The organism is Nocardia sp. NPDC004582, assembly GCF_053602115.1.
Genome location: NZ_JBSGCY010000008.1, coordinates 52,046 through 75,463 on the forward strand (window position 1 = coordinate 52,046; position 23,418 = coordinate 75,463).

Here is a 23,418-nt window from a genome sequence, read left to right on the forward strand (position 1 = left end):
GACTGCGGTGTCCCCCGGGACTAACGCGGCTGGGGGATGACCGGCGGCACCGCGCCGGGCAGCGGCGGCGGGGTGTAGCGGCCGCTGTTGGGCGGCGGCACCGGGGCCTGACCGTCGATCTGGATGTCGCCCTTGGCCGATCCGGTGATGGCCGCGAAGCCTTCCTGATCCGCGCCCTTGCCGACCATGCAGTTGAGGCTGCGGCTGCCGGCCACCCAGCTGCGGGTGTCGAGCGCGTCCCAGAACAGGGTCAGGGTCTTGTTGCGCAGCGCGTCGGGGGAGCCGAGGTAGTCGGCGGCGTCCTTGGCGCACTGGTCTTCCATGAACTTGTCCTGCTCGTCCTTCGAGGGCGGGCCGCCGTTGAAGTGGGTGGCCAGGTCCACGGTGGAGACGATCTCGAAGGCGTGCGACTGGGTGCAGTCGACCGGATCGGTGGGCAGGTTCGATTTGATGCCGATGCAGGTGCCCACGTCGTAGACCTTGGACTGGTTGATGTCGCGCACGCTGCCGGTGATCGGCTTGGTGGCCAGGCCCTGGCTGCCGGAGACCTGCAGGCCGCAGCGCAGCGTGCGCTCGCCCGCCTTCCAGCCCGCCTCACCCGGATTGATCAGGCCGACAACGAATTTGCCGCGTGGGTCCAGTCGGCCGCCGAGGTACTCCTGGGCGGCACTGACGCAGTGCTCGTCGCGCAGTTCGGAGAAGCGCAGCGAGTCCGGGAAGCGGGAGCCCGGCCCGAATTCCTTGCCCGGGTACTTGCTCAGGTCGATGTCGGCGGTTACTTCGAACAGGTGCTTGCTGCCGCACTCCACCTTGGACAGGTCGCTGGCATTGGACTTGCTCCAGGTCAGGCAGTCGCCCTCCTTGGCCGTGCCGAAGGCCGCGCCCGCCACCGCGCCGGTGGGCTGTGCGGCCCCCGGCGCGTGCGCCTTGACCCGGTTGGAGTCGAAGCCGTGCGAGACGAACATGGTGATGAGCACGGCGAGCGTGACGCCGACCGCCATGGCCAGCAGCCCCCACCGCACGGTGGACGCCGAGAGCGGACCGTTCTTGTCCAGCTTGGCTTCCACCGCGCGGAAGGGCGTCAGCAGTCGATCCGTCGCCGTCGGCTTGCGACGGGACGGCGACCCGGGGCGCTGCGAGGACGGCGCGGACCACTGCGAAGGCGTCTTGTGCTCAGGCATCGCAGCCGAGCTTAATTGCCTCCGCTGCGCTCCGGCTGGTTCGCGGCCCCGTGGTCTCGATTCTTCCCTCCTCCGCTCCTCCGCTTCGCTCCCCCGCTCCGTCAGTCCAGAATCGAGACGGCCGCGAACCTCTAGGTGCTGTTTCAGTCCTTTGAGCGGGGCAGGACCCTCACGACAAGATCAGGTCGGCCGCCTTCTCGCCGATCATGACGGCCGGGGCGTGGGTGTGGCCGCGGGTGATCACCGGCATCACCGAGGTGTCGGCCACGCGCAGGCCCTCGATGCCGCGCACCCGCAGTTCCGGGTCCACCACGCTGGATTCGTCGCGGCTCATCGCGCAGGTGCCGACCGGGTGGTACAGCGTGTGCGAGTGGTCCTCGAGGCAGCGGCGCAGCACCTCGTCCATCGGGGTGTCGGCGGGGACGGCGGGCTGCATGAGTTCGCCGATGTGCTCCTTCATCGAGGGCTGGCCGGCGATCTCGACGCAGGTGCGCAGACCCGCGAGCAGGGCGGCGCGGTCGGCCGGTTCGGCGCAGTAGCGCGGGTTGATGCGCGGCGCGACGAACGGATCCGGCGAGGTGATGGTGACGCTGCCGATGGATTCCGGCTTGAGCAGCACCGCGGCGAAGGTGAGCGCGTGCCCGTCCGGTTCGCCCAGTCCCTCGGCGATGTAGGGGGCGGGCGCGAAGATGAGTTCCAGATCGGGCAGGTCGAGGTCCGGGCGGCTGCGCGTGAATCCGTACGCCTCACCGATATTGGAGGTGAGCTGCCCGCGCCGCAGCACGAAGTAGCTGGCCAGTTCGAGCAGGTTCTTGTCCGCGCCGTAGAGGCTGCCGCCCTGGGTCCGGTAGACGATGGGCGCGGCCAGGTGGTCGCGCAGGCCGCGCCCGACCTCGGGCAGGTGCCGCACCACGGGGATGCCGAGTTCCTGCAGCCGGTCGCCGTCGCCGATGCCGGAGAGGTTGAGCAGCTGCGGGGTGTTGATCGCGCCGCCGGACAGGATGACCTCGCGTTTGGCGCTGATCTGCTTGGTCTCGCCGCCGATCCGGAATTCCACGCCGATGGCGCGGGTGCCCTCGAACAGCACCCGGGTGGCGTGCGCGTCGGTGACGACGGTGATATTGCGCCCCTGCTGGCGGGCGGGCCGCAGGTAGGCGTCGGCGGTGCTCCAGCGGGCGCCGCGCTTCTGGGTCACCATGGTCTGCGAGAACCCTTGCGGCCGATCGCTGTTGGCGCGTTCCACCGGGTATCCGGCTTCGGCGGCGGCCTGCAGGTAGGTGTGGGTGAGCGGGCGCGGGCTGCGCTGGCGGGAGATGTGCAGCGGTCCCTTGCGGCCTTCGCCGGGCTCGCCGGCCTCCTCCACGGATTCGATCCGCTGGAAGTACGGGAGCACTTTCTCGAAGGACCATTCGGGTCCGGCGTAGCGGGCCCATTCGTCGTAGTCGGCGGCGAAGCCGCGCACCCACATCATGGCGTTCATGGAGGAGGATCCGCCGAGCATCTTGCCGCGCGGCCAGTAGACCCGCCGGTTGCTGAGTTCGGGCTGGGTCTCGGTGCGGTAGTTCCAGTCGTTGTCGCCCTGGAACAGCTGGTTGAACGCCGCGGGGATGTGCGCGAACTTGTCGTTGTCCTCGCCGCCGGCCTCCAGGACCACGACGCTGACGCCGGGTCGCTCACTGAGTTTCGCGGCCAGTGCGGCCCCCGCCGATCCGGCTCCGACCACGACGAAATCGGCGGTGTGCGGGGTGTATTGGGGCATGGTGACTCCTCGGAAAGACCACGGCGGAGCCCCTCCCGGGCCCCTGCCGTCCCATCGGGCTAACCCTATGGCGGAAATCACCAGGTTGTGGGGTGGATGAATTGATCGGACCTACACGAAAACCGGTAGCGCCTTCCCACTAGGCTGAATACCCATGATCGACCTTCGATTCCTGCGGGAAAACCCCGACGTGGTCCGTGCTTCGCAGCGTGCTCGCGGTGAGGACCCGTCTCTGGTGGATGCCCTGCTCGAGGCGGATGCCGCCCGTCGTGCGGCGGTCGCGACGGCCGACAATCTGCGCGCCGAGCAGAAGGCCCTGGGCAAGAAGGTCGGCAAGGCTTCCAAGGAGGAGCGCCCGGCGCTGCTCGCGGTCGGCCAGGAGCTGTCGGCGAAGGTGAAGGAGGCGGAGGCGGCCGAGCATGCCGCGAACGCCGACCTCGACGCCGCCCAGCGTGCCCTGTCGAACGTGGTGCAGGAGGGCGCGCCCGCCGGCGGCGAGGACGACTACATCGTGCTCGAGACCGTCGGCACCCCGCGTGAGTTCGATTTCGAGCCGAAGGATCACCTGGATCTGGGTGAGTCGCTGGGCGTGATCGATATGGAGCGCGGTGCGAAGGTCTCGGGTTCGCGCTTCTACTTCCTCACCGGTTACGGCGCGCTGCTGCAGATGGGTCTGTTGCAGCTGGCCGCGCAGAAGGCGGTGGCGAACGGTTTCACCATGATGATCCCGCCGGTGCTGGTGCGCCCGGAGATCATGCAGGGCACGGGCTTCCTGGGCCAGCATTCCGCCGAGGTCTACCACCTGGAGGAGGACGACCTGTACCTGGTCGGCACCTCGGAGGTGCCGCTGGCGGGGTATCACTCGGGCGAGATCCTGGATCTGAGCGCCGGTCCCAAGCGCTATGCCGGCTGGTCGTCGTGCTTCCGCCGCGAGGCGGGCAGCTACGGCAAGGACACCCGCGGCATCATCCGCGTGCACCAGTTCGACAAGGTGGAGATGTTCGTCTACACCACCCCGGAGCAGGCCGACGAGGAGCACCGGCGGCTGCTGGCCTGGGAGCGGGAGATGCTGGCCGCGATCGAGGTGCCCTACCGGGTGATCGATGTGGCCGCGGGCGACCTGGGCAGCTCGGCGGCCCGCAAATTCGATTGCGAGGCTTGGGTTCCCACCCAGCAGACCTACCGCGAACTCACCTCGACCTCGAATTGCACGACGTTCCAGGCCCGCCGCCTGAATGTCCGGTACCGGGACGAGAACGGTAAGCCGCAGATCGCCGCCACCCTGAATGGCACATTGGCGACAACGCGCTGGATTGTCGCGCTGCTGGAAAACCATCAGCAAGCCGATGGTTCGGTGCGGGTGCCCGCTGCGCTGGTGCCTTTCGTCGGCGCCGAGGTTCTGGAGCCCCGCTGAGTATTCGCTACTCGGCGTGGCTTATTCCGCCGGATGTGTCTACCGCTGGCTGGGCTTGTGGCTAGGCTGGGCAGCGTGCGAGGAATCGGGTCTCGCGGCGATGCCCGAACCCGGGTCCGGGCGGCATCGGCGCTGGCGACGGCAATGGTCATGGCTCGGACCACCGGGGCGTTCTACGTCATGGGTGGCTTGCTGGGTCTGGCCCTGACCGCCGTCGCTCCGGGTGATGAGGGCAATCGGCCGCTGGTGGGCGCGGCGGCGTTCGTGGCGCTGCTGCTGGGTATCAGTCTGCTCATCTGGGGTCCGCGGCTGCCGCATTCGGTGCATCACGCCTATGTGGCGACCGCGACGGTGCTGGTGACCGTTGCGGTGCATTGGTTTCCGAACACGGTCGGCGCGATCAGCCTGGCCGCGTTCTATGTCTTCGTGGCCTGTGACGCCGCGATCTTCTTCTCCTGGCGCTGGCTGGGCGGGCATCTGGCGTTCGCCATCGCCTGCTGCCTGTGGGTGGTGCCGTCGCGCGGGCTGCCGTGGTGGTCGGGCATCATTCCGGCGGGCATCACGTTCGGAATCGGCATCGTGGTCGGCATTTTGACGCGCATGGCGTCCGACGCCGATATCGACGTGCTGACCGGTCTGCTGAATCGCCGCGGGTTCGATCGCGCGCTGAGCAATGCGATCGCGCACGCCACCCGCACCGGTCAGGGTCTGGCCCTGGTGCTGGTGGACCTGGACCGCTTCCAGAAGATCAACGATCACCTGGGTCACCGGGCCGGTGACGCCGTGCTGCAGCGGGTGGCCGACACCTGGTCGAAACTGCTTGCGCCGGATCAGCGCCTGGCCCGCTACGGCGGTGACGCTTTCGCGCTGCTGCTGCCCGGCACCACCGAGCAGGCCGCGATCCTGTTGACCGAGGAGCTGCGCGCCGCCGTCACCACCGGGTGCTCGGCGGGTGTGACGTCCTGGCAGCCGGGCGAATCCGGTTCGCTGCTGGTGTCGCGCGCGGATGTGGGCCTGTACCGGGCCAAGCAGGCGGGCCGCAATCGCACGGTGCTGGAGTCGTCGCGGCAGCTGCCGCTGGCGGTGGAGCTGCGTGAGGCCATCGACCGCGGCACCCTGGACGTGCAGTACCAGCCGATCGTGAGTCTCACCGACGGCAATACCCGCGCGGTCGGTGTGGAAGCCTTGCTGCGCTGGTCTTCTCACGCGCAGCCGGAGGTCACCACCGAGGGCCTGATCCGGGTCGCCGAGGAGTACGACCTCATCTCCGATCTGGACGAGCTGGTGTTGCGCCGCGCCTGCGCGGACGCCGCCCGCCTCCAGGAGACGTTCGCGCAGCTGGATCTGACCCTGAACGTCAATGTGAGCGGTCTGGAGCTGGCCGAGTCCGAGTACGCCGCCCGGGTTTCCGGGATTCTCGAGGAAACCGGCTGGCCCGCCGCGCAACTGGTGCTCGAGGTGACCGAGAGCGAGCTGGCCGCCGAATCCGAGACCGCGATCGCGAACCTGCACAAGCTGCGCGAGTTCGGCGTCCGCATCGCCATCGACGATTTCGGCACCGGCTACTCCTCGCTGAGCCGCCTGGCCACGCTGCCGTCGGACATCCTCAAGGTGGATCAGTCCTTCGTGGCGTCGATCCGCTCCGATTCCCCGGCCCCGCCGCTGCTGGGCGTGATCGCCGCATTGAGCAAGTCCCTGGATCTGCAGGTCATCGCCGAGGGCGTGGAAACCGAATACCAGGCCGCGGTCCTGACCGAACTCGGTTTCGCGCTCGCCCAGGGCTACCACTACAGCGACTCGCACCCGGTCACCGAACTCATCAACGACCTCAACGACCGCCACGGCCTGGTCGGCGCGTCGGTGTCGGAGGGCGAGCCGGCCGGCAACGGCTGGATCCCGCTCGATAATCCGGTTGACGGCGGTACGCCCGGCGCGCAGAGTTGATCGCATGCGGATGCTGATCTACGCCTGTTGATTCGTCCTTCGTAGTGCTCTGCCCCGAACCCGCACCGAGCGTGCGGGCTCGATTCGGGCGCTCACCGTCCGAGCGGTCCTGTTCGCGTTCACCGCGGACCTGATCCCGCTCTACGCCATCTATGCCCTGCTGTTCGCCGACCACGGCCTGAACCCCGCGCAGATCTCCTCGCTGTTCGCGATCTGGTCCGCCACCGCGTTCCTCCTGGAGATCCCCTCCGGCGCCTGGGCCGACACCGTCTCGCGGCGTGGCCTGCTCATACTGTCCGGCGCACTGCTGGCGGCAGGCTTCGCGGTCTGGACTCTCTACCCGTCCTACCTGGGTTTCGCTCTCGGCTTCGTGCTCTGGGGCACGTCCGGCGCGCTTCGATCGGGCACGTTCGAGGCACTGATCTACGACGACCTGCACGCCCGCGCGGCAACCGGCGAATACCCGCGTCTGATGGGCTATGTCCGCGCCGCCACCGAAGCGGCCGCGCTCGCGGGCATTCTCGCGGCCGCCCCGCTGTACGCCTGGGGCGGTTACGCCCTGGTCGCGTGGTCGAGTGTCGCGATCGCCGCGGCGCACACGTCGACGGCGGTACTGCTGCCCCACGCACCGAAGTCCCTGTCCACCACCGAGATCGAGGGCCTCGAGGACGCGGAGGGCATGCTCGACGCGGGGACGGCGCCCGTCGATCAGGGGCTCGGCTGGGACGGCGAGCCGGATCGGCCGTGGCGCACCGTGGAGTGCCGCGATGCGCCCGAGCTGGAATCGCCTCCCCGCGGGTACGTCGCCATGCTGCGCGCCGGCATGCGAGAAGCGCTGCGGGTGAGGGTGATCCGTCGCGGTGTGATCCTGGTGGCGCTGCTGAACGGCATCACCGCGTTCGACGAGTACTTCTCGCTGCTGGCCGCCCACGCCGGCGCCGGACCATCCTTGGCGGCGGTGCTGGTCGGCATCACGGTCGCCGGATCTCTCGCCGGTGCGATGCTGGCGGGCCGCACCGAGCGAATATCCGCCCGCGTCATGGCATGCGTCCTGGCCGTGGCCGGTGTCCTGTTCATCGGCGGCGCGCTGCTGGCCGGAGCGGCTGCCGTTCACCCGACCGCCCTGTATGTGCTGACCGCCGTGGGCTTCTCGGCGGTGAGCGTCGCCTACGGCATCGACTACAACGCCGACGTCATAGCCTCGGCCCGGCTCCAAGACGCCATCACCGGCCCCGCCCGAGCCACAGTGACCTCGGTAGCGGGCTTCACCACGGAGGTGATCGCCCTGCTGGTCTTCGTTTTCGCCGCCGTAGCCACCGCCTGGCTTCCCTTGCCGCTCATGGTCGCGGCACTCGGCGCACCCCTTCTCCTGGCCGCCGCCCTCACCCCAACCTGGCTCCCGCGCTGAACACCTCGGCTCCTGCCGAACCGATGATCTGGTTATCGCCGAGGCGATGGTCCGAGCTCAAGGAGTGTTCGCTGCGTACCCCCCGTCGAATTCCTCTTGGAAGATCGGCGCAGCGATTTCGAACAAGGTTGCGCGAGGGCCGGTGAGGTTCCGGTCCAACGACTCATCGAGCTTGTTGTGGGCCCCCTTGTGAAGTACTTCGACGAAGGGCAGGGCAGCATCGCGGATCGCCCGCGGGCAGAACACGGCGACCTCTTGCCATCTGAGCCACATCGCCGAAGTCGCCGCCGAAACGTCCGAGTCGTCCAGCGTCTCGCCGTTTTCACGACGTTCGACGATCAACTCGACCTTCTTGCCGGCCGCAAGCATGTCACGGAAGACCGCAATGCTCAGTGCGTTTACCCGTCCAATGGCGACATGACGCAGCTTCTCGCGCTCGAGCAGGACCATTTGCCGCTGTATGAGGATAGTTGTCAGCGCTCCAAGGCTCGCGCCCAACAGCGCAAACGCCCCAGATGCCACAGCAGTCCACATGGCGATAATCCTACGCACTCACTACCGCTCTCGCCCTGTGGCACAAGCGAACTCGTCCCAGGAACAAACCCAGCCACGCCCCTCTCCTCGGCCAGCACCCCTGAAATGCCGAGTGGCACTTGGTGGAGGCAAACCGGACACACCCCCTCCAGGCGGTGCCACTCGGCGAGCTCGAGGGGGCGCGATGAAGATCGACCGACATGGCGAACCCTCCCCGGTTTCGCAGCGGACGAGGCCTCCGGCATGAGCTCCCCGCACCGGCGAGGAACGCCCTACGTCGCTCAGGCCCGGTCGAATTCGCCGCGTCGCACGCCGCCGGTGAACGCATTCCACTGGGCCGGAGTGAACACGAACGCCGGCCCGTGCTGATCCTTGCTGTCACGTACGGCGACACGTCCGCCCTCGACGAAGGCGACCTCGACGCATTCCCCGCCGCCCTGGCTGTAGGTGCTGGTGAACCAGTTCGCCTCGGCAAGATCATCTTTCACGGTTTTCATACTCTCTCGTTAGCCACGTCAGGAGCTTGGCGGCGTCGATGTCGGACAGACTGGCTTGTTCGAGCAGCCGGTATTTCCGAGTGTAGAAGTCGACGTCGTCCTGGTCCTCGAGGTACATGCCGCCCACGGTGACCTCCAGGAAGACCAGAGGTGGTTCCGTTGGCTCTCCGGTTGCTTCGGTCGCGAAATTCAGGACAACGAAAGCGGGCATCGATACGCCGCCTGGGAATCCGGCATCGAACGGCAGGATGTGCAGGTGGATGTTCGGATGTAGTGCTGGGAGCTCGATCAGCCGCCGCAGTTGGTTCGCCATCGTGGCGGGAGATCCAACCATGTGGCGCAAGGCAGCTTCGCCGATGACCACGTCCAAAGTGGTCGGCTCGAGCTTGCGCAAGATCATGTTCTGCCGATGGGCTTTGATTCGCCCACGGCTGATCCACTCGTCCACCGGTGCGTCTGGCCAGATCTGTTGGACCAAGGCCCGGTCGTAGTCCTCCGTCTGCAGTAGGCCAGGTATCAAGTTCGGCTGGTACGAGACGATCCGGCGCGCAAAGGCTTCGAGGCTCATGTACACGTCGAAGTCCTTGGGGATGACGTCGCCGTACGCGTGCCACCAGTTGGTACCCGTCGCGGCCTGTTTGGCCAGACCGACCATGCCCTCCCGGATATCGGGCGGAACGCCGTATAGCTCGCAGGCCTTTTCGACGAAGTACGACTTGATGCGCCGGTTGCCGCCCTTCTCGGCGCGATGCAGGGTGGTCGACCCGACCTCGAGCACCTTGGCGGCTTCCTCGAGGCTCATCGAGGATCGAATCCGCCAGTCGCGCAAGTACCGCCCGAGCTGGCGCAGCGGCAGCGTCAAACCCATGTCCGGCATGACAGTCCTTCCGTTTCGGATGGCTGCTTCTTCCCGCTTCGGGATAAGCATGGCACTCATCTCGGAAGGCGTGCTGGGCATTTGGAAATTGCGAGTCGGAAATCCCGAATCTGGCTGACACCCGGCGTATTCCAGGCGTCTCATGGGATTGCGTCCGGTTGAGGGTGCACTCCACTCCGACACCCTCGCCGGGCGCTTCTATTCGCACCGATTGAGAGGTTTGCGATGAATCTGCTTGATTGCGAATCGGATCCGGGACCGTTGACGAGGGGCGACGCTCGGCTGGCGTGGCAGGTGCACCGGTTCTGTGACCGGGAGGTGTGCCGGGTGCGGCGGCGGGCGCGGGCCGTGCTGGAGGGATTCGTCAGTGCGGCAGGGGATTTCGGGGGAGAACGGCAATGAGCGGGGGAGAGTCTGGGACGCGGGTGGGGGATCACTGCGCTGATGGGCGGATTGTCCCTATTTCTCGGGAGCGGGCGGAGGGGATTCTCGTTATTCACGCCGGCTGTGATCCGGCGTGTGCGCGGAAGGCGAGTGCGGCCGCGTATTTGCGCGGGCGGACGGTGGAACCGAGCGAAAGGCATTCCGATGCTGGTTGAACTGTTCTTCGCGGCGGCGACGGTGATTCTGTGCGCGCTGGCCGCGGTGCGGATGACCCAGGACGTGCCCGTGCCGGCGGCGCGGCATGGGCGGGACAGGTACTCGGTCGCCGCGATCCGGGCGCGCATCGAGGCCGAGAATCGGGCGGAGGGCCGGGCCGCCGCCGCGCACACGATCCGGCCGGTCGGGCGTGGAAGCGCCCGATGAGAGCAGAATCGGGCGGTGGCGATGCGGCGTTGGGTGGGGTTGGGGTTCGGGGGTGCCATCGGCGCGGCGGTGGCCGTGCAGGCGCGGATCAATGGGGAGTTGGGGCACCGACTCGGGGATGGGATCGCGGCCGCGGCCATCAGTTTCGGGAGCGGGTTGCTGATTCTGGCGGTGGTCTTCGCGCTCAGCGGCCGTTTGCGGGCCGGGATCGGCCACGTGCGGAACGCGCTGGATACGGGCGAGTTGCGCTGGTGGCAGCTGCTCGGCGGCCTGTCGGGCGCGTTCTTCGTCGCGTGTCAGGGGCTGACGGTGGCGACCATCGGGGTCACGGCGTTCACGGTGGCCACGGTGGCGGGGCAGCTGGCGAGCAGCTTGGTGGTGGATCGGCTGGGTTGGGGGCCGGGCGGACCCACGCCGGTGACCGGGCTGAGGGTCGGTGCGGCGTTGCTCGGTCTGGTCGCGGTGCTACTCGCGGTCGTCGGCCGCAGCGGAACGGGCACGGCCGTGCACTCCGCGACGTCACTGCTCCTGGTCCTGCTGCCGTTGGTCTCGGGTGTGCTGGTGGCGTGGCAGCAGGCGGTGAACGGCCGGGTGGGCGCGGTCGGCGGTCCGCTGACGGCGACCCTGGCGAATTTCGCGACCGGTACCGCCGCGCTGCTCGTCGTCGAGGCGGTGGTGCTGGTTCGGCGCGGTGGTCTGCACAGCCCTCCCACCGAGCCCTGGCTGTATCTCGGTGGGTTGATCGGGATTTCGTTCGTCGCGCTGGCCGTGGCCGTGGTGCGCTGGATCGGCGTGCTGCTGCTGGGCCTGGCCTCGGTGGCCGGTCAGCTGCTCGCGTCGGTGGTGCTGGATGTGGTCGCGCCGACCGGTGCCGGTGTGTCCGCGCTGGCGGTCACGGGTTGCGCCTTGACCTTCGTGGCGGTGGCGGTGGCCGCGAGGTCCCGCGCGGGACAGCCCGCGTGAGTACCCCCGGATCATCAGGGAGGTGCTGCCCAGGATGGCGCCAGATCCCGATAGATCCGCTGTGTGACAACGGTTTCAGGTTCGCGGCCGATACCCCTGGCACCGCCCGCGATCACGCTGTCAGGCCAGTTTCTTCGACCGCAGCTCGTGCCCCTTGGACGTCTTGCAACGCCCCGACTCCAGATCCCACTGCCACCCGTGCAGGTTGCAGGTCAGCGTATTGCCTTCCACCACACCGAACTTCGACAGATCGGCCTTGAGATGCGGGCAGCGGCGCTGCACTTCCCAGCCGTCGAGTTCGGTGGAGGCGGTGTCGTCGTGGGCTTCGGAGAACCAGCCGTCGGCGTAGGCGATGCGCTCGTCGGTGAGGCACTTGAAGAAGGTGTAGAGGAATTCGTTGTAGCCGCCGATGCGCCAGGTGGTGAAGCGCGTGGACAGGAAGATGGTGTTGACCCAGTCGGGTTCGTCGTCGCGCAGCACGGTGCGGACCAGCTGCGGGGCGATGCGGAATCCGTAGCGGTACTTGCCTTCGCCTTCGACGGGAAGGCGAACCTCGCGCTTGGGGAAGTCGAGCACCACGGTCTCGTCGCCCATGACCAGGCCGACGGGGTAGCCGATGCCGTCGCAGATCAGGTCGCTCTGCTTCATGATCGGCTCGAACTTGGTCTTCAGCGCGGGCAGCAGCGGTTCGCCCTCGGCGGGAGCCCAGGTGGCCTTCTCGGCGGCCAGCACCGGAGCCATGCGCTGGGCCATGTCCTCGATGTAGGCGGCCTTGTCGCCGTAGATGGTGTCCGGGTCGACCGGGTGGGTGAGCGAAAGCAGTTCCTTGCCACGCAGATCCGCGGTCGAGCCGGGGATCAGCAGCAGTCCGCCCTCGTTGCCGTGGATCTTCATCTGATCCAGGAACGTGATCTGGTCGGGGAAGATGTTGCCTTCGTCGCCGCGGTCGTCGTTGAGGTAGCGCAGCTCGTCGTCGAGGAATACCGGCGGTCCGGCGGACGGGACGACCCAGGTGGCCCCGACCTGTTCGATGTAGGAGCGCGCGCGGTCCATGCCGCGCTGCCGCTTCTGCTTGCCGAAGTTGGCCTTGGTCTTGGTCGGAATGTCGTAGACCATCGGGTACCAGATGGCCCCGGAGTACTGCAGCAGGTGGATGTCCACATGCCCGAAGGCGTCGTGCAGCACATCCATGTCGACGGGCCGCGCGTCGTTCATGTTGAAGCAGACGGTTTCCCCGTCGGCCACGACGAGCGCGGAGTCGCCGATCGGTCCGTCGGCGGGCGCGCGCAGCGCGATGATCATGATGTCGAGGTCGCCGCCGGGACCGGTGACAGTGGTCTTGACGGAATCCTCGGTCTCCACGAACTTGGTGAACCCGAGCGCTCGCAGCTCCCGCTCGAGATCCGGCACCGGATAGTCGGGGAGCAGGACGGTGGCGTCCTTGTTGATCTTGTCCGCGAGCAGCTTGGCGTCCCAGTGATCGCGGTGCAGGTGCGATACGTAGAGGAAGTCGCAGTTGCCGAGCTCGTCCCAGTCCAGCTGGGTGTTGTCGGGGAACGGGAACCATGATCCGAAGTAGGCCGGATTGACCCACGGATCACAGAGGATCGTTCCGGCCGCGGTCCGGATGTGGAATCCGGCGTGTCCGACGCTGGTGATCTGCACGAGCTTCATTCCTCCCTGACCGTTACCAGCCACCCAGACTACTGGCTGGCCGGAGACGGCACCGATGCAGTAACCGCATCAATCGAATCGCTGTTACCTGGATCACTGGATGCCGCGCGGGCAGCGACTACGCTAGCGGAACTGTGGAACCCGTCTACTACCCGATCATCGGGCTGGCCCGCACCGTTTTCGCGCTGCAGGGCCTGAAGTTCGCCATCAAGGGCGATGAGAACATTCCGGCCACCGGTGGTGCGGTGATCGCGATCAACCACACCGGGTACATGGACTTCACCTACGCGGGCCTGCCCGCCCGTGCCACGAAGCGCTACATCCGCTTCATGGCGAAGAAGGAAGTCTTCGACAATTCCATCACCGGTCCGATCATGCGTGCGCTGAAGCACATTCCGGTGGACCGGTCGGCGGGCGCGGATTCCTATCACGAGGCGGTGGCCCGCCTGAAGGCCGGCGAACTGGTCGGCGTCTACCCCGAGGCGACCATCAGCCGCAGCTTCGAGTTGAAGGACTTCAAGTCCGGCGCGGCCCGCATGGCTCTCGAGGCGAATGTCCCGATCATCCCGATCGTCATCTGGGGCGCCCAGCGCGTCTGGACCAAGGGCCACCCGAAGCGCCTGGGCCGCACCAACACCCCCATCTCCATCGCGGTCGGCAAGCCCATCCAGCCCTTCGAGCCCGCTTCGGCCCTGACCGAGCAACTCAAGGGCACCATGCACGACATGCTCCTGGACCTGCAGCAGGGCTACTCCCACGAGCCCGGCGCCTACTGGGTCCCGTCCCGCCTCGGCGGCGGCGCCCCCACCCTCGACGAGGCGAACGCCATGGACCAGGCCGAGGCGGCGGAGAAGGCCGCTCGCCGCGCCCAGCAGTCCGGCGACTAGCCGATTCCCGCGAATCGCGACGGCCTGCCTCGGGACGGAGCACTCCCGAGGCAGGCCGTGCTCGTCCATGCGCCCTCCGCCGCGCGGCTCAGCTGGGGTCGGACCCCCGCACCGCCGACAACCAGGTAGCGGCGGCCATCGCGACCACCGTCGCCCCCGCGAACGCGGCGATCCCCCCGCCATCCACGTACACCCACAACAACCCTGCGAACGGCCCCGCAACGGCCGACTGCGCATCGAACACCAGCCGCCGCCCGAACCCGGTGCGCGCCAACGCCTCCGGATCGGGCCGCATCGGATTGTCGACCAGCCGCCCCACCGGCTCCGAATCCCGCGCCCGGCCCGACGGATACACCCGCCGCCCGCCGATGGACACGGCCCGGCCCGAGATCTCGGCCGTCTCCCGCGCCCATGTCACCAGCTCCGGTTCGAAATACACCGGCAGCCACCGGTCCCGACCGTCGACATTGATCTCCAGCCACGACCGGCTCACCAACCGATGCTGCTGCCGAACCCGCCGCACCCCCACTTCTCTCGCCCTACCCCGCACCCCCGCGGGCAGATACCCGAGCGCGACCATGAACCGAAACCCGGTGTAGCCCAAGATGACCGCCACCACGGCGACCAGCATCGCCACCTGCTCCGGATCAGCGAACGGGACCCAGGCGATGGTGATCGCCAGGGTCCCGATCGTCACGAGCGCCGGATAGGCCAGGGGATGGCCCACCCGGGAATTCACTTCAGGAAGCCGATTTTGGTGTAGTCAAGGCTGGCCAGACCGGCGGCACCGTAGTTGGCGAGGTTGGCGCGAACGGCCACATTGCCCGCCGACTGCATGAGCGGCAGGGAGTGTCCTTCCGCGAAGATCTGCTTGTCGACCTGGTTGGCCAGTTCGATGGCCTTGTCGGGATCGAGCTCGGAGACGGTCTTCTCGATCAGGTCGTTGAGTTCGGGCGAGCCGATCCGGCCGTAGTTGCCCTGCAGGTCATTGGTTTCGGGGTGGTAGCCCCAGATCTGATCGATGCTGCCGAGCGGGAACAGGTCTCCGACCCAGCTCCAGTGCGCCATATCGAAGTCGCCGGGCTGGATCACCTTGGTGAAATAGTCCTGGCCGGGCTTGGTGACGATGTTGAGCTTCACGCCGATCGAGGCCAGATTCTGCTGCATGACCTGTGCCATCTGCACCCAGGTGTCGGCGTTGTACATGACATCGCGGAACTCGAGCTTCTTCCCGTCCTTCTCACGGATTCCGCCACCGGCGGGCACCTTCCAGCCGAGATCGTCGAGTTCCTTGGCGGCCTCGTTCGGGTCGAAGGCCGGAGCGTTGTCCTGATAGCCCTTCTGTCCCGCCATATAGATGTGGTTGTTGAGCGGCTTGGGATCGATGACCAGGCCGGTCTGGATGGCGGTGGCGATACCCTGCCGGTCGATGGCCTTGCCGATGGCCACGCGCAGCTTGGGGTCGGCGAAGATCGACCCGGGCGCGCCGTTGAAGGTGATGTGCGACCACGAGTTACCGGGCGAGTGGCGAATGACCACGCCCGGAGTGTTCTCGGCGGTCTTGCGATCGTCGCGCGAGCCGATACCGACCGCGTCGATCTCGTTGTTCTGCAGGGCCGGCATGGTTGCCTGGTCATTGAGCACGCTGAAGGTGATGGTGTCGAGTTTCGGGGTGTCACCCCACCACTTCGGGTTGTGCCCCAACACGATCCGGCCCTGCCCACGATCGGTGGACTGGACGATGAACGGTCCCGAGGTCAGCCCGATGGCATCCACGGATCCCTTGTTGAAGGACTCCGGCGTGCCGGTCACGGACTTCGGGTAGAGGAAGGAGTTGCCGGCGAACTGGCCCTTCCACTCCGAGAAATGCTTGTTGAAGGTGAGGACGGCCTGCCGGTCGTCGGTCCCGCGCTCGATCTTCTCGACCCGGTCCCAACCCTGGTTGTTGGCGAGCAGGAAGTCCTTGTTGCGCCCGCTGAGCGCGTTGCCCTGGGCGGCGATGTCCTCCCAGGTGATCGGCGATCCGTCGGACCAGACGGCCTTGGGGTTGATCGTGTAGGTGACCTGCTGCGGATTGGTATTCGTCAGCTGGACATCGGTGAAGTAGTTGGTGTCGAGCGAGAGGTTGCCCGACGCATCGGATTTGAAGGCGCGCGGCATCATGGACCGTTCCAGGCCCATGACCTCGGCGTCATTGCCGTCGATGTTCAGCGTGTTCCAGTTCGCCGGGAACGCCGACATGGCCAGCCGCAGATTGCCGCCGTCCTTCAGGTCGGCGACGTCGTGCGGATTGATATCGCTGGTGGTGCCGAGCTCGGCTTTGCCCTGCGGCGCGGTGCCGTCGTCGCCGCCACCGCATCCGGTCGCCACCATTGTCACGGCGACCAGTGGGACCGCGAGCTTCGTTCCGATCGAGCGAATCCTCACCGGTTGCTCCTTCCGTTGGAGTTCTGCTGGAACACTCTCCGCTCCTATCCCGAGACGACCGGGACGGGAACGGCGTCGATGAGGGCGCGGGTGTACTCGTGCCGCGGATCGCTGAAAACCTGCTCGGCCGCACCATATTCGACGATCTGACCGCGGTACATGACGGCAATGTCGTGGGCTAGATTGCGTACGACCGACAGGTCATGGGAGACGAACAGATACGACAGTCCGCGTTCGGCCTGCAGGTCGCGCAGCAGATTCAGCACGCCGGCCTGGATCGACACGTCCAGCGAGGACACTGGTTCGTCGAGCACCAGGATCTCCGGATCCAGCGCCAGGGCTCGCGCGATATTGATGCGCTGCTTCTGCCCGCCGGAGAAGTCGGCCGGATAGCGGTCCGCGTGTTCGGGGCGCAGGCCGACGAGGTTCAGCAGTTCTTTGACGCGGCGCTGGATTTCGTCCTGGGGGCGGCCGTTGATGCGCAATGGCTGGGCGAGCGCGTCGGAGATCGGAAGCCGGGGATCCAGCGAGGCCGCTGGATCCTGGAACACGATCTGCAGCTTGCGCCGGATCTCCCGCCGCCGGGCTTTGGTGATGGTGGCGACATCGCTGCCCAGCACCTCGATGCGGCCGCTCTCCGGCGCGATGAGGTCCATGATCTGGGTCAGCGTCGTCGATTTCCCGGAGCCGGACTCACCGACGAGGGCCAGCGTGCGACCCGACTTGATCTCGAAGCTGACGCGGTCGACCGCCTTCACCTCGCCGGTGCGGCGTTTGAACACCACACCGGAGGTGATCGGGAAGGTCTTCTTCAGGTCCGAAACCCGGAGCACCACTTGCTCATCGGTGGGTACCGGGGTTTCGGCGGGCGGGACCTCGCGGCGGTAGGCGGTGAAGAGGTCGGCGGTGCCGACCTCGGCGACCCGGATGCAGGCCGCCCGGTGTCCGGGTCCGGTGTCCTGCAGGGGAGGTTCCGCCGCTCGGCAGTCGTCGATCGCGACGGGGCAGCGCGGGGCGAACGGGCAGCCCGGCGGCAGCGCGTGCATGGCCGGAGGCGCGCCGACAATCGGCACCAGCGGCGCCCGTGCCGGACCGTCCAGTCTGGGGATGGAGCCCAGCAGACCGACCGTGTACGGCATTCGAGGAGCGTTGAAAAGCTCGGTGGTGCGCGCGGTTTCGATGATCCGACCGGCGTACATGACGGCCACGCGATCCGCGAGGGTGGCCGCGATGCCCATATCGTGGGTGATGAAAACGACGCCCGCGCCGGTGATATCGCGCGCCTTGCGCAACAGATTCAGGATCTGCTTCTGTACGGTGACGTCGAGCGCGGTGGTCGGTTCGTCGCAGATGATCAGTTCGGGATCATTGGCGATGGCGATGGCGATCACCACGCGCTGGCGCATACCGCCGGAGAACTCGTGCGGGAAGGCTTTGGCGCGCAGTGCGGGATCCGGGATGCCGACCAGGTCCAGCAGCTCCACCGCCTTCTCGGCGGCTTCGCGCTTGCTCATCTTGCCGTGCGCCAGTAGCGCTTCGGCGATCTGGTCTCCGACCCGGTACACCGGCGTCAAGGCCGAGAGCGGGTCCTGGAAGACCATGGAGATCTTGCTGCCGCGCAGTGTGGACAGCTGCCGGTCACCCATGCCGACCAGTTCCTGCCCGCGCAGCCGAATGGATCCCTGCACTCGGGCCTGATCCGGGAGCAGCCCCATGACGGCCAGGGAGGACACCGATTTGCCGGAGCCGGATTCACCGACGATGGCCAGCACCTCACCGTCCTGCACGGTGTAGTTCACTCCGCGCACGGCCTCGACGCGGCCCTCCTCGCTCGGGAAGCTCACCCGGAGATCGGAGACCTCGAGCAGCGGTGCGGTGGTGGTCCGGTTCGTGTCGGTCATGCCGCGGCCCTTCCGGCGGATTTCTTACCGGCGACCCGGTTCTTGCGGCGCGAGCGCGCACGTCCCGCGCTGGGGTCGAAGGCATCGCGCAGACCGTCGCCGGCGACGAACGTGCAGAGCACGGTCAGGATCAGGAATCCACCCGCGAAGAGGAACAACCACGGATACGTGAGGGCCGACTTGGTGCCCGAGGCGATCAGCGTGCCCAGCGACACATCGGGCGGCTGCACGCCGAATCCCAGGTAGCTCAGCCCGGTTTCGCCCATGATCGCCGCGCCCACCGCCAGGGTGGTGTCGATGATGAGGAAGGAGGCGACATTCGGAACGATATGGGTGGTGATCACCGTCCAGGTGGACGCGCCCATATACCGTGCGGCCCTGACGAATTCACGCTCGCGCAAACTGAGGGTGAGACCACGAACGATGCGCGCGCTGATCATCCAGCCGAATCCCGCGAGCAGCACGATGAGCAGCAGAATGCTGCCACTGCCCTTCGCCCGCGGCGCGAACAGCGCGACGATGATGAAACTGGGCAGGACCAGCAGCAGATCCACCAGCCACATGATGGCCATATCGGGCCAGCCGCCCAGCAATCCGGCCACCGAGCCGGTCACGGTCGCGATCAGGGCCGAGATGAACGCCACCGCGAAGCCGATCAGCAAGGACTTCTGCAGGCCCCGCAGTGTCTGGGCGAGGACGTCCTGACCGATCTGGTTGGTGCCGAAGGGATGCCGTGAGCTCGGAGGCTTGAGCAGCGCGGTGTAATCGAGCTGCTGATAGTCGTACTTCAGGAAGGGTGGGAGCGCGAACGCGAGGATCAGCATCAGGATGAGCAGCGCCAGCCCGATCACCGCCGGCTTGTTCCGCAGGAAGCGCCGCACCACCAGCTTGCGACGGCCCGCGGCCATCGGCTCGGGGGCGCCCTGAACGATCAGTTCGGTTTCGGTCATCACGCACGCACCCTCGGGTCGAGAATGGCGGTGACGATATCGGACAGCAATCCGGACAACAGGATCACCAGCGCGATGAATCCGGTGATCGTCACCACGGGATAGATGTCCTGCAGAGTGATCGAATCCACCAGCCACTCACCGACACCGTGCCAGCCGAAGATCTTCTCCACGAAGGCCGCGCCGGTGATGAGCCCGCCGAAGCTGTACGCGAACAGCGTCGCCATCGGGATGAGCGCGGTGCGCAGGCCGTGCTTGTACAACGCGCGGGACCGGGTGAGGCCCTTGGCCCGCGCGGTTCGGATGAAGTCGTTCTGGAAGACGTCGAGCATGGCGGCCCGCTGGTAGCGGCTGTACCCGGCGGCCGCGCTGAGAATCAGGGCGGCCGTGGGAACGATCATGTGCTGCAATCGATCGACGAACTGATTCCAGGTGCCGTGCACCGCGTTCGCCGAGGTCTCGCCCGTGTAGTAGAAGATCTGCTGCCCGGTGGCCGTATTGATCTCGTACGCACCGTATTTCAGCAATGTCGCGAGCAGGAACACCGGCGTGCTGATGATCAGCAGGGAGATCACCGTGGTCAGGTAGTCGCTGAACTTGTATTGCCGGATCGCCCCGGCCGCACCGATGAGCACGCCGAGGATCGACCCGACGATCGAGCCGACCAGGACGAGTCGCAAGCTGATGCCGATCCGCCGTGGCAGTTCCTCGCTCACCGGCTGTCCCGCCAAGGTCTTGCCGAAGTCTCCGTGCGTGACGATCCCGCCGACCCACTCCGCGTACCGCTGCGGGATCGGCATATCCAGCTTCAGTTCCTCGCGCTTGGCGTCGATCACCGACTGCGGCGGCCGCGGATTGCGATGTTCGAGGCTGTCGAGCGGGCGAAACGTGAGGGACGCGAGCCCGAACGCCAGGAACGACGCCAGCACCAACAGCACGACATAGTTCAGCGCACGTCGCAGCAGAAAACCGGCCATCATTCCCTTTCGGGGTCGAGTTCTGCCCCAGATCATAGGGAGTGGAGTGGGGAAACGCGGGGTACGGACCGCGGACGCCCCGGCAATCCGTGTGTTAACCGGTGCGGCCGGGGTGGTGCCGGAAAGGTCTCGTTTGTACGGCGGGGTCCGTAATCCACGGGCGCACGGGTCGCGGCTCGAGGCAGGATGGAGTAGGTGACGCTCTTTCACCTGCCCAAACCCAAGATGGTCGCCTCCGACGTGGACGGCACGCTCATCGACCACCGTGAGCAGGTGAGCGCCCGCACCAAAGCCGCTGTCGATGCCCTGATCGCGGACGGGGTGCCGTTCGTGCTGGCGACCGGCCGGCCGCCGCGCTGGATCGATCCCGTGGTCGAGGGGCTCGGCTACGCGCCGCTGTGTGTGTGCGGCAACGGTGCGGTGATCTACGACAGCGCCTCGGATCGGGTGCTGGACAGCCGGACCCTCGATATCGAAACCCTCACCTGGATGGCCGATCTGGCCGAGCGCTTGCTGCCGGGCTGCGGACTGGCGGCGGAACGGGTCGGCGCGACCGCGCACGATGCCGCGACCCCGCAGTTCGTCAGCTCCCCCGAGTACGAGCACGCCTGGCTGAACCCGGACGACACCCAGGTCTCGCGCGCCGAGGTGATCTCCGCCCCCGCCATCAAGATGCTGATCCGGCTACCCGGAACGTCCAGCGCCGTCATGCGCACCACCCTGGAACCGCACCTGGCGGGCCGCGCGGACCTCACCTACTCGACCGACAACGGCCTGATCGAGTTGTCGGCGCCGGGCGTCACCAAGGCGACCGGTCTGGCCGCGGTCGCCCAGCGCCTGGGCGTCCAGCATTCCTCCCTCATCGCCTTCGGCGACATGCCCAACGACGTGCCGATGCTGCACATGGCAGGTCACGGCGTCGCCATGGCGAACGCCCACCCGGAGGCCATCGCCGCCGCCGATGAGGTGGCTCCCTCGAACGTCGACGACGGCGTGGCCCGCACCCTGGAACGCTGGTGGTCCTGACCTAGTTGGGGGCTACCGCGGGAATGGGTTTGATGGGGTCCTGGACCGCGCCGTAGTTCTTCAGCACGGTGGTGACGATTCCGGTCATCTTGTCGAAAATCAGTGCGCCGTTTTGGAAGTCGGTGCGGATGCCGTTCGAGACCGGGTATTCATTGCTCGTGGGCAGGCCGAGAATGCCTGCGTTCGAACCCAATTGCAGGAATCGTTCCAGGATCTTGCCGACCACCGAGACGATTCGGCCGGTCGAATTCGCGTAGACGAAGCCATTGGTGAATTCGCCGTATTGGCCGCCGTCGGCGAGTGCTACCGGTTCCGCTTTCGGTTGTCCCAGTGGGCCTTGGGCGCCACCCTGCTCGTTCCAATAGCGGGCGACGGCACTCCGGTCGAGCATGCCGAGGATCCGCTGCGTGAGATCGGCGAGCGTGGCCAGGTCCGCTTGGCTGGAACTGGGTGCGGGCGGCGCCGGGGCGGCCTGGACCTGCGGGTTCGCGCCCGCGTTCTGGCCGGGTCGGCTCCGGTTCGGGCTGGTCGGGGCGACGGTGTCGGTGCCGCCCGCGGCGTCGGCGGCGATCTGCCGGATCTTGTCCATCAGGGCGTAGGCGGCGTCACCGGGGCAGGTGGTGTTGCCGACGTCGCGGTGGGCGAAGATGTTCGGCAGCTTCACCGCCTGTCCGAGCGCGTATTTCGTGTAGTCACTGCCCTCGGAGTACATGGTGGTGGAGCCCTGCGGGTCGAAACCCGCCACCTTGGCCCGCCAGCCGATGAACTTGCCGAGCGCCTGGATGGAGACGTCGGTCGGATCGTCCTCCTCATAGTCGCCCATCAGCGCGACGCCCGCGGTGTCGATATTGAACCCGCCCGCGTGCGCGCCCTCGACCGGGCGGTCCAGGCCGCCGTAGCGTCCTTCGAAGATCTGCCCGTACTTGTCGACCAGCGCGTTGTAGCCGATGTCGCACCAGCCCAGCGTTTTCGCGTGATACGAGTAGATGGCGCGCACGATGCCCGCGGACTCGGCCTTGGTGTAGTCGTTGCGGCCCGCGGTGTGGTGCACGGTGATCGCGGAGACGCCGTCGTCGTAGGTGGGTTCCTCGCAGCGCAGCGACTCGTCCGCACCCCACTGCGCCCGGGAGATCACCTTCGGTCCGCCGCCGGGCAGCGGGGCGGCCACCGAGGTGAGGTTCTCGTCGATGCCGCCGCGGCCCGGATCGATCAGCACCGCGGCCAGTTTCTCCAGGTTGATCTGCGCGGGATCGGCTTTGCTGTCGTCCAGCGGTGTCGGTTCCGCGGGCGTGGCGACCGCTTTCGCCTTGGGCGTCACCAGCATCTGCACGGTCTTGGTGTTGCCCACGTAGATGGGTTCGGTGCCCTTGCGCTTACCCGGCTGGGCCTTATCGCTGCCGGATTCGGACTCCGCGTCATACCAGGGACCCCAGGTGCCGTCGGGGCGCTGTGCGCGAATCTTGGTGGTGGCGTTGAGAACATCGGCCGCGGTGAGCGCGACCATGCTGAACGGGGTGTCGCGGGTCAGTTCCTTGACCTGCGCTCCGACCTTGTCGACCAGGTCGGTGGGGACCGCGCCGGGGGAGAGGGCGGGGGTGCGCAGGTCACCGGTGAGGCCGGGAACCGGGTGTGGGCCCGGGGCCGCCGGGTTGTCCGCGGCCGGGACCGGGGCCGGTGCCACGCCGCCGGGGGCGGGAGTGGCTGGAGCGGAGGGGTTTTCGGCGTTCGGCGCCGCCGGAATCTCAGGACCCGGTTCGGCGATGAAGCTGGGTGCGCCCGCCGGGGCGGCCGGTTTCGCGGAGCCGGGCACGACCGGTGTGGCGTTGGGGAGGGAGCCCGGCACAGTGGGCCGGACGGCGTGTGGAGCGGGGGCCGGGGCGGGCCCGACCGGCTGCTGCTGGGAATTGTTGAGCTTGGGCAGCGGGATCTCGGTCGGCAGCGGCACGCCCGGGATCAGGTTCTGCGGGATCTGAATCGAGCTGGGCAGCGGCAGCATCCGCAGATCGGACAGGCGCAGGTCGGGCAGGTTCAGCCCGGTGAGGTCACGCAGCGGCAGCACGATGTCCGGCGCCGAGGACAGGGCGACTTCGGCCATTTGTGCTGGTATAGCTGCCAAATTGCTTTGATCCGCGTTCCGGACATCCCGGGAATCGCTCAGTGCGAGGACACCGACGGGCACGGTCAGCGCGAGG

General features: G+C 67.3%; 19 protein-coding genes. 7 read left to right on the forward strand and 12 right to left on the reverse strand.

The window, feature by feature from the left end; all coding sequences use genetic code 11:
- Positions 1-20 precede the first annotated feature (20 nt).
- Both ACWELJ_RS04490 and ACWELJ_RS04495 read right to left on the reverse strand, forming a co-directional pair.
- A complete protein-coding gene (locus ACWELJ_RS04490; protein ID WP_452364775.1) occupies positions 21-1,181 on the reverse strand; it encodes a septum formation family protein in 1,161 nt (386 codons plus the stop codon).
- Between the two features lie 169 nt (positions 1,182-1,350).
- Positions 1,351-2,940, reverse strand: coding sequence for a GMC family oxidoreductase (locus tag ACWELJ_RS04495; RefSeq protein WP_452364776.1), 1,590 nt, complete (start codon positions 2,938-2,940; stop codon positions 1,351-1,353).
- A 154-nt stretch (positions 2,941-3,094) separates the two neighbouring features.
- Between ACWELJ_RS04495 and serS the strand changes: the two genes are divergently transcribed.
- The 3 genes from serS (at position 3,095) to ACWELJ_RS04510 (ending at position 7,706) form a co-directional block, all read left to right on the forward strand.
- The gene (gene serS / locus ACWELJ_RS04500; RefSeq protein WP_452364777.1) at positions 3,095-4,354 is read left to right on the forward strand and encodes a serine--tRNA ligase; all 1,260 of its coding nucleotides are present in this window, start codon (positions 3,095-3,097) and stop codon (positions 4,352-4,354) included.
- Positions 4,355-4,504: 150 nt separating this feature from the next.
- The gene (locus ACWELJ_RS04505) at positions 4,505-6,298 is read left to right on the forward strand and encodes a putative bifunctional diguanylate cyclase/phosphodiesterase (protein ID WP_452364778.1); all 1,794 of its coding nucleotides are present in this window, start codon (positions 4,505-4,507) and stop codon (positions 6,296-6,298) included.
- Between the two features lie 109 nt (positions 6,299-6,407).
- On the forward strand, positions 6,408-7,706 hold the full coding sequence (locus ACWELJ_RS04510; RefSeq protein ID WP_452364808.1) for an MFS transporter: 1,299 nt from the start codon (positions 6,408-6,410) through the stop codon (positions 7,704-7,706).
- Positions 7,707-7,763: 57 nt separating this feature from the next.
- Here the strand turns inward: ACWELJ_RS04510 and ACWELJ_RS04515 are convergent, their stop codons facing one another.
- The 3 genes from ACWELJ_RS04515 to ACWELJ_RS04525 form a co-directional block, all read right to left on the reverse strand.
- A complete protein-coding gene (locus ACWELJ_RS04515) occupies positions 7,764-8,240 on the reverse strand; it encodes a hypothetical protein (protein ID WP_452364779.1) in 477 nt (158 codons plus the stop codon).
- Positions 8,241-8,521: 281 nt separating this feature from the next.
- Entirely contained in the window at positions 8,522-8,728 is a 207-nt protein-coding gene (locus ACWELJ_RS04520) for a DUF397 domain-containing protein (protein WP_452364780.1), read from the reverse strand.
- On the reverse strand, positions 8,718-9,605 hold the full coding sequence (locus ACWELJ_RS04525; protein ID WP_452364781.1) for a helix-turn-helix domain-containing protein: 888 nt from the start codon (positions 9,603-9,605) through the stop codon (positions 8,718-8,720). Before ACWELJ_RS04525 ends, ACWELJ_RS04520 begins: the two co-directional genes overlap by 11 nt.
- A 597-nt stretch (positions 9,606-10,202) precedes the next feature.
- On the opposite strand from ACWELJ_RS04525, the gene ACWELJ_RS04530 reads away from it, so the two are divergent.
- Entirely contained in the window at positions 10,203-10,421 is a 219-nt protein-coding gene (locus ACWELJ_RS04530; protein WP_452364782.1) for a hypothetical protein, read from the forward strand.
- 21 nt (positions 10,422-10,442) lie between these two features.
- Positions 10,443-11,384, forward strand: coding sequence for a DMT family transporter (locus tag ACWELJ_RS04535; protein WP_452364809.1), 942 nt, complete (start codon positions 10,443-10,445; stop codon positions 11,382-11,384).
- 120 nt (positions 11,385-11,504) lie between these two features.
- Here the strand turns inward: ACWELJ_RS04535 and ACWELJ_RS04540 are convergent, their stop codons facing one another.
- Positions 11,505-13,049: a Rieske 2Fe-2S domain-containing protein gene (locus ACWELJ_RS04540; protein ID WP_452364810.1), complete on the reverse strand. Its 1,545-nt coding sequence runs from the start codon at positions 13,047-13,049 to the stop codon at positions 11,505-11,507.
- Between the two features lie 143 nt (positions 13,050-13,192).
- Here ACWELJ_RS04540 and ACWELJ_RS04545 point away from each other — a divergent pair, with 143 nt between their 5' ends.
- Positions 13,193-13,945, forward strand: a complete 753-nt coding sequence (locus ACWELJ_RS04545) for a lysophospholipid acyltransferase family protein (protein ID WP_452364783.1) — start codon at positions 13,193-13,195, stop codon at positions 13,943-13,945.
- 88 nt (positions 13,946-14,033) lie between these two features.
- Here the strand turns inward: ACWELJ_RS04545 and ACWELJ_RS04550 are convergent, their stop codons facing one another.
- From ACWELJ_RS04550 to ACWELJ_RS04570, 5 genes are read right to left on the reverse strand one after another with little or no spacing between them, the layout of a single operon-like run.
- The gene (locus ACWELJ_RS04550) at positions 14,034-14,642 is read right to left on the reverse strand and encodes a hypothetical protein (protein ID WP_452364784.1); all 609 of its coding nucleotides are present in this window, start codon (positions 14,640-14,642) and stop codon (positions 14,034-14,036) included.
- A gap of 38 nt (positions 14,643-14,680) precedes the next feature.
- On the reverse strand, positions 14,681-16,372 hold the full coding sequence (locus ACWELJ_RS04555) for an ABC transporter family substrate-binding protein (RefSeq protein ID WP_452364785.1): 1,692 nt from the start codon (positions 16,370-16,372) through the stop codon (positions 14,681-14,683).
- A gap of 44 nt (positions 16,373-16,416) precedes the next feature.
- On the reverse strand, positions 16,417-18,273 hold the full coding sequence (locus ACWELJ_RS04560; protein ID WP_452364786.1) for an ABC transporter ATP-binding protein: 1,857 nt from the start codon (positions 18,271-18,273) through the stop codon (positions 16,417-16,419).
- A complete protein-coding gene (locus ACWELJ_RS04565) occupies positions 18,270-19,223 on the reverse strand; it encodes an ABC transporter permease (RefSeq protein ID WP_452364787.1) in 954 nt (317 codons plus the stop codon). Before ACWELJ_RS04565 ends, ACWELJ_RS04560 begins: the two co-directional genes overlap by 4 nt.
- A complete protein-coding gene (locus ACWELJ_RS04570; protein WP_452364788.1) occupies positions 19,223-20,200 on the reverse strand; it encodes an ABC transporter permease in 978 nt (325 codons plus the stop codon). Before ACWELJ_RS04570 ends, ACWELJ_RS04565 begins: the two co-directional genes overlap by 1 nt.
- 225 nt (positions 20,201-20,425) lie before the next feature.
- Between ACWELJ_RS04570 and ACWELJ_RS04575 the strand changes: the two genes are divergently transcribed.
- Positions 20,426-21,226: an HAD family hydrolase gene (locus ACWELJ_RS04575; protein ID WP_452364811.1), complete on the forward strand. Its 801-nt coding sequence runs from the start codon at positions 20,426-20,428 to the stop codon at positions 21,224-21,226.
- Between the two features lies 1 nt (position 21,227).
- Here ACWELJ_RS04575 and ACWELJ_RS04580 read toward each other — a convergent pair whose 3' ends face one another.
- Entirely contained in the window at positions 21,228-23,321 is a 2,094-nt protein-coding gene (locus ACWELJ_RS04580; protein ID WP_452364789.1) for an N-acetylmuramoyl-L-alanine amidase, read from the reverse strand.
- Positions 23,322-23,418 lie beyond the last annotated feature (97 nt).

Bases quoted from the DNA above. Each gene is read 5' to 3' on its own strand.
- ACWELJ_RS04565 (WP_452364787.1), bottom strand. From the start codon at position 19,223: ATGACCGAAACCGAACTGATCGTTCAGGGCGCCCCCGAGCCGATGGCC.
- serS (WP_452364777.1), top strand. From the start codon at position 3,095: ATGATCGACCTTCGATTCCTGCGGGAAAACCCCGACGTGGTCCGTGCT.
- ACWELJ_RS04490 (WP_452364775.1), bottom strand. From the start codon at position 1,181: ATGCCTGAGCACAAGACGCCTTCGCAGTGGTCCGCGCCGTCCTCGCAG.
- ACWELJ_RS04575 (WP_452364811.1), top strand. From the start codon at position 20,426: ATGGTCGCCTCCGACGTGGACGGCACGCTCATCGACCACCGTGAGCAG.
- ACWELJ_RS04530 (WP_452364782.1), top strand. From the start codon at position 10,203: ATGCTGGTTGAACTGTTCTTCGCGGCGGCGACGGTGATTCTGTGCGCG.
- ACWELJ_RS04560 (WP_452364786.1), bottom strand. From the start codon at position 18,273: ATGACCGACACGAACCGGACCACCACCGCACCGCTGCTCGAGGTCTCC.
- ACWELJ_RS04495 (WP_452364776.1), bottom strand. From the start codon at position 2,940: ATGCCCCAATACACCCCGCACACCGCCGATTTCGTCGTGGTCGGAGCC.
- ACWELJ_RS04570 (WP_452364788.1), bottom strand. From the start codon at position 20,200: ATGGCCGGTTTTCTGCTGCGACGTGCGCTGAACTATGTCGTGCTGTTG.
- ACWELJ_RS04515 (WP_452364779.1), bottom strand. From the start codon at position 8,240: ATGTGGACTGCTGTGGCATCTGGGGCGTTTGCGCTGTTGGGCGCGAGC.
- ACWELJ_RS04525 (WP_452364781.1), bottom strand. From the start codon at position 9,605: ATGGGTTTGACGCTGCCGCTGCGCCAGCTCGGGCGGTACTTGCGCGAC.
- ACWELJ_RS04505 (WP_452364778.1), top strand. From the start codon at position 4,505: ATGGCTCGGACCACCGGGGCGTTCTACGTCATGGGTGGCTTGCTGGGT.
- ACWELJ_RS04535 (WP_452364809.1), top strand. From the start codon at position 10,443: ATGCGGCGTTGGGTGGGGTTGGGGTTCGGGGGTGCCATCGGCGCGGCG.
- ACWELJ_RS04580 (WP_452364789.1), bottom strand. From the start codon at position 23,321: ATGGCCGAAGTCGCCCTGTCCTCGGCGCCGGACATCGTGCTGCCGCTG.